The organism is Mesorhizobium delmotii (genome assembly GCF_900149755.1).
In the GTDB taxonomy this organism is placed as follows: domain Bacteria; phylum Pseudomonadota; class Alphaproteobacteria; order Rhizobiales; family Rhizobiaceae; genus Mesorhizobium; species Mesorhizobium delmotii.
Genome location: NZ_FUIG01000088.1, coordinates 1 through 5153, shown reverse-complemented (window position 1 = coordinate 5153; position 5153 = coordinate 1). Strand labels below are relative to the sequence as shown.

3 protein-coding genes and 1 pseudogene are annotated in these 5153 nt (G+C 59.8%); 3 read left to right on the top strand and 1 reads right to left on the bottom strand.

Annotated elements, in window-relative coordinates:
* Nucleotides 1-566 precede the first annotated feature (566 nt).
* The 3 genes and pseudogenes from BQ8482_RS34425 to BQ8482_RS39890 all read left to right on the top strand — a co-directional run.
* Nucleotides 567-2153 carry an ABC transporter substrate-binding protein gene (locus BQ8482_RS34425; RefSeq protein WP_123151628.1) on the top strand — a complete coding sequence of 529 codons (1587 nt, stop codon included), beginning with the start codon at nucleotides 567-569 and terminating at the stop codon, nucleotides 2151-2153.
* 173 nt (nucleotides 2154-2326) lie between these two features.
* A complete protein-coding gene (gene cuyB, locus BQ8482_RS34420) occupies nucleotides 2327-3043 on the top strand; it encodes a cysteate racemase (protein WP_123151627.1) in 717 nt (238 codons plus the stop codon).
* Between the two features lie 140 nt (nucleotides 3044-3183).
* Nucleotides 3184-3940 (top strand): annotated as a pseudogene (locus BQ8482_RS39890) (transposase); the annotation flags it as partial.
* Nucleotides 3941-4601: 661 nt separating this feature from the next.
* Here BQ8482_RS39890 and BQ8482_RS34410 read toward each other — a convergent pair.
* Nucleotides 4602-4760 (bottom strand): gamma-glutamyltransferase, encoded by a 159-nt coding sequence (locus BQ8482_RS34410; protein WP_123151625.1) that lies wholly within the window; start codon nucleotides 4758-4760, stop codon nucleotides 4602-4604.
* Nucleotides 4761-5153 lie beyond the last annotated feature (393 nt).

Sequence of the window (5153 nt, the reverse complement as noted above, 5' to 3'; positions counted from 1 at the left end):
TTTTATAAAGCCGTGAGGATTCTCCGGTCTAAGTCATCCAGCGTGCGATGCCCGGCCACGTGGAGCCCAATAAGAATTGTGCCAATCTTACAAATTTGCGCGCCCCTTTATTGCAGTTCACCACCCAACAAAATGCGTTTCTGGCCTTTCACAACCCTGGAACAGGCGCAAGACTTCCTTGACCTGCCCCGCTTTTCCCCGACCTGCGGCGGGGTAGAGTTTCGGCCGGATTGGTGCCGAGGAGTGCAAATTCCTCTAAAGGTCCTGCCCCATCTCTTCGGCTGGTGCGTCTGCGATCGAAGATGAGCTGCCGCGTGCGGCCCGCAGAGGCCGAGGCATTTCAAACCGCCCCGGGTTCTGCAGCCCGTATTTCAGTAGCCGACGCATTTTGGCGCAAACGTTCCTACGCCAGGTGTTAATGTTTTCGAAGTGTAGTCTCCCGGTAAGTCATTTGTTGGAGAACGAGGTCTGCCGCCTCTTTGAGATCGAACGCCTCGCTCGTGGTATCGACAGAATTGATAGGTGCGGGGTTAACCGCGCCACTAACTCAAAAAGGGGAACGGAGCATGATAATCTCGCGACGCGACATCATTAAAGCGGGCCTGGCCGCCGGAACGGCTGTATCGATGCCGTCGGTGCTGCGGGCACAGACTGCGCCAAGCGACGCGCGGACTGTGCGGATGGTGAGGATCGACCTTAGCCTCTTCGACCCGTACTATACGACCGCCGACATCACCGCCGATCACGCCTTGGCCATCTACGACACGCTGTTCGCGCCCGACTCCAAGCTTCTGCCGCAGCCGCAAATGGTGGAAAAGTGGGGTGTTTCCGATGACAAGAAAACCTATACGTTGGAGCTGCGGGATGGCCTGGGCTGGCACGACGGCACCCCCGTCACTGCGGCAGACTGTGTCGCCTCGATCCGTCGCTGGGGCCAGACTGCCAACGGAAAATTGGCTATGAAGCGGGCCGGTGATATCTCGAAGAAGGACGACAAGACCTTCACGATCGTGCTCAAGGAACCGCTGGGGCTGCTGACCGAATTACTGACTGGAACATTCGTTATGCGCGAGAAGGATGCGGATCGCCCCGCTACTGAGCAGGTGACCGCGAACATCGGATCGGGGCCGTTTAAGTTCAATCAAGCTCTTGCAAAGCCGGGCGCAAGCTTCACCTACGATCGCAACGAGAAATATATAGCGCGCAAGGATCTGCCCGACGGATTGGCCGGCGCGAAGACCGTCAAGGTCGACCGTGTCATCTGGAACAATATCGCCGATCAGCAGACTGCTTTGGCGGCCCTGCAAGCGGGTGAGATCGATTTCCTTAATTCGCCGCCCGCCGATTTTTATTCAGTTATCGAGAGCGATCCCAATCTTGAGCTCCAGGTTCTGAATGAGGCGGGCTACAACATGTTCCTGCGCATGAACCACCTGCAGAAGCCGTTTGACAATGTCAAGGCGCGCCAAGCTATGCTTCACCTGATCGACCAGGAAGCGTTCCTTAGTGTCGTTGCCCCCGATCCAAAATACGGCCACACCGTCGCTTCGATATTTGGAAACAGTTCACCTTATTCGAATGACGAAAATACGGGATGGTTCAAGAAGGGGGGGGATCCGGAAAAGGCCAAGCATCTCTTCCAGGAGGCCGGATATGCCGGCGAGAAGGTCGTCATTCTCCAACCCACAAGCTGGGCGTCGGCCAGCAACGCCGCGCAGCTTTTGGCGGACTCGCTGCGCAAGATTGGGGTCAATACCGAGCTTGCGCCGAGCGACTGGGGCGGGGTTGTCGCGCGCCGGGCGAAGAAGGACCCGGTTGAGACCGGTGGCTGGAGCGTCTTCATCACGGATTCGGCTGATTATGACTTCACCAATCCGGTCTCCGCAGCCTTCCTAACGGCGGATGGCGAGAAGGGCTGGTTCGGCTGGCCCAAAAGCGACGAATACGAGGCTCTTCGAGCCAAATGGGCAGACGTCGCAACGCTCGAAGAGCGCAGGGCGCTGGCCCGCGAGATGCAAAGGGTTTGGTGGGACTTAGTTGGCTTCGTTTTCTTGGGTCGAGCTGTCTCGCCAATCGCGCGCCGGAAGACGCTCACCGGCCTCATTGGTACGCCGGTGGGCCGCCTCCCGATGTGGAATATGCAGAAAGCCTGAGGGCTTCGCGGAATGGTCTCGACCATCGCCGTCATGGCGCCGGTCCGGGATCTTCGTCCTCCTGCTGTCGGCCCGTCCTAAGATAATTGGACGGGTGCAATTTCCCGGTTGGCACGATCGGAGATCGCCTAATCGAGCCCAGCGGCGCGCTTGCGACGCCCGTCAGTACGTCCATGGGAATACGAGGTTTGGTTATGTCGCCAAAGACGGTCGGTGTCATCGGTGGGCTCGGCTCCAGGGCCACCGTCGCCTTCCTGAATTCTGTTCTGGAGCATACGCCTATCAAGAGCAATCGCGACCATCTCCACATGATCGTCGACTGCAATCCGAAGGTTCCCGATATCAACGCGGCTATCCTCGGCACGGGACCCATCGCGGCGGCTGCACTTGCCGCGAGTGGCAGACGCCTCGAAATCGCTGGGGCTAATTTCATCGTGATGGTCTGCAATGCTGCACATGTCTATGAGGGCGAACTGCGGCAGGCAGTTTCGGTTCCCTTCATCAGCATGGTCGAAGAGACAATGAGAACAATCCGTTCCGATTTCCCGCAGTGCAGGCGTGTGGGCCTGCTGGCGACGGACGGCTGCTTTAGGTCCAACCTTTATCAGGATCGGCTTGCCAGCCGTGATCTGATACCGATTGTACAGACAGCCAAAGAACTCGAACGGCTGATGCTCGCGCTCGGCCGGATCAACACCGGCGATCTAGGCCATGCAATACGATCCGAGATCCTTGGCCTGATCGCTGCGTTGATAGCGCGCGGAGCGGAGAGCATCATCCTCGGCTGCTCGGAAATTGCCCTGGTGGAACCGTATTCTGACAGCGGTATACCGCTGATTGATCCGGGCCTTGTACTGGCCAAGGCCACCGTTCGTTCCGCACTGAGCTAACAACAGTCGTGTGTGAACTATCTGCAAGCCCTTTGATTTATTGGGATCCGGGATGATAGCCGGTTTAGGATTGCAGAACTTGCGGTGTTTGCAACGGCGGTGTCCAGGCTGCGAGAAAGCGCGAGATCACCAATATGAATCACGAACCGGTGCAGTTGGCGCAGGCAATCGACCGGCCAGTACTGGAGGAACGCTTTGGCACGGTCTATCCGGACGGCCGGGGCATGCCACCATTGCCCTTGGCAGGCCTCGCGAACCTGAGTACACGTTCGGTCTGTCGGACAAGGAAGTGTGCGCCCGCTGTGCGGAGATCTCCGTACCTCCAGTATCTTTGCGGCGAAGAGTTCTTCCGCCACGAACCGCCGCCGCGGAAGTTGATGACGCTTCTCGGCCGCACCATTCGCGACGCCTCCCGCCAGATCGTCGGGCGAAGAGCAGCCTCGATACTATTTCAAATGGCCGCTCTGCCAAGCATCGACAGTCTGGAGGGCCGGTAACGCCAGCGCGACCGTAAGATCTACAGCCTGCGTGCACCGGAGTTCGAGTGCATCGGCAAGGCAAGGAGCCACGACGCTCGAGCGTTCAAAGGGCGGTCAGTTCGCCCTGCTCACTACAGCGTTGCCGGCATCTTTATGATGGCCACACTCTTCCAATCGTCGTCCTGAATATGGGAAAGACCATAGGCAACGAATAGACCGCATCCTCGCCGACGCCGGTTGTTGCGGCCACAAGTTCAGGGTCTTCACGGCCGTCAGAACTGTCGCGTAACCCTGGCCACCAAGCGCCGAATTGCGTCGCAATTCCGCCATCGAGTCCGTGATCGGCCACATGAAGGACGAGGATCGCATGGGCCGAAGCAACTCCCATGCACACGTCGTGGTTGCCCGCCTTGCGGCAGGACCGGGAACGGTTGAGGATCTTAGCGTTGATTCGACGAGAACGGGCACCTGTCAAATCTCGAAGATGGTGTCAGGGGCCAGCTCAGCCCCGCCGCTTGGGCCATCCCAGGCATCAGCGGAATGTCACGGGTGCTGCTCCTGCCACGGCAGCCGGAGCATCCATATCAGTTATCGCATGGTCCAATTTCGCTTTGTCGGCATCATAAAGCCCTCCTCTCCACCAGTGGGTGCTTGATGAGGAAATCGACAACCGTGCTTCACAGCCTTCTCCCGCACCGGTCACTAATCGGAATCGTGGCTGGCTTCAAATCGGCGCGGTCGGACTGCCGGCCGGCTTGACGTCAGAATGCCAGACAGACCGCCGACCGCGGCTCGGCTCCGCCCCTGGTCCGGCCTGAACCGCGCCCCATTCGGGCAAACCCGCCGCCGATCGGCGAACGGTGGGCGCGCCAGCACGTGGCACCCGTAATTGTGCCGTCAGCATCGAACTGAATGGCATCCATGCCGCCGCCAACGTTGCCGACAGCCGCCACATCATAACCGCGGTCGCGTAGTGCCGCGAGCACGCTTCCGGCACCGAAGCTTCATCGTCCACCCACATAGCCTTGCGTCCAGAGTCGCGGCGCCTCTGCTTCCTGAACGAGAGAGTTCGACAGCGCTTACATGATCGAGGGGAAGATGCTCAATCCGCCAGGCAGGCCGAGCGCGTAACCTAGCCTGCCGTCGCGCAGGATCATCACCGGTGACATCGAAGAGGTGACGCGCTTGCCGGGCGCGACCGAGCCGGCGCGACCCGGATGCGGGTCGAACGAGAACATCTAGTTGTTCGGAACCATGCGGGTGGCCGGCACGATATAGCGGGCGCCGACCAGGGAGTTGTCGTCTGGGTGCTGGCGACGACGTTGCCGAACCCGTCCGCCACCGTTAGGTGGGTGATATGAGCCCCTTCGCCAAGCCCACCCCTGCGCTTCATGACTGGCCGCGGTCCATTGTGATCGCGGCCGGCGCTCCGCGGCATAGTCCATGGCCAGCAGCTTGCCAACGGCACCTGGACGAACGCCGGATCGGCGGTCCGCCGCTGCCCGGGTCGGCGATAGCGATCTTCAGCAGGTGCAGCGTGTCCGGGGTTGCGAAGCCGAGCGCGCCGATGTCGTAGCCCTACTCACCGCGCACCTTCATTGCACTTCAACTAAAGCGTGTCGCGATTTAAG

Excerpts from the sequence above, each read along its gene's own strand:
- BQ8482_RS34425 (WP_123151628.1), top strand. The coding sequence starts at position 567 with ATGATAATCTCGCGACGCGACATCATTAAAGCGGGCCTGGCCGCCGGA.
- cuyB (WP_123151627.1), top strand. The coding sequence starts at position 2,327 with ATGGGAATACGAGGTTTGGTTATGTCGCCAAAGACGGTCGGTGTCATC.
- BQ8482_RS34410 (WP_123151625.1), bottom strand. The coding sequence starts at position 4,760 with ATGTTCTCGTTCGACCCGCATCCGGGTCGCGCCGGCTCGGTCGCGCCC.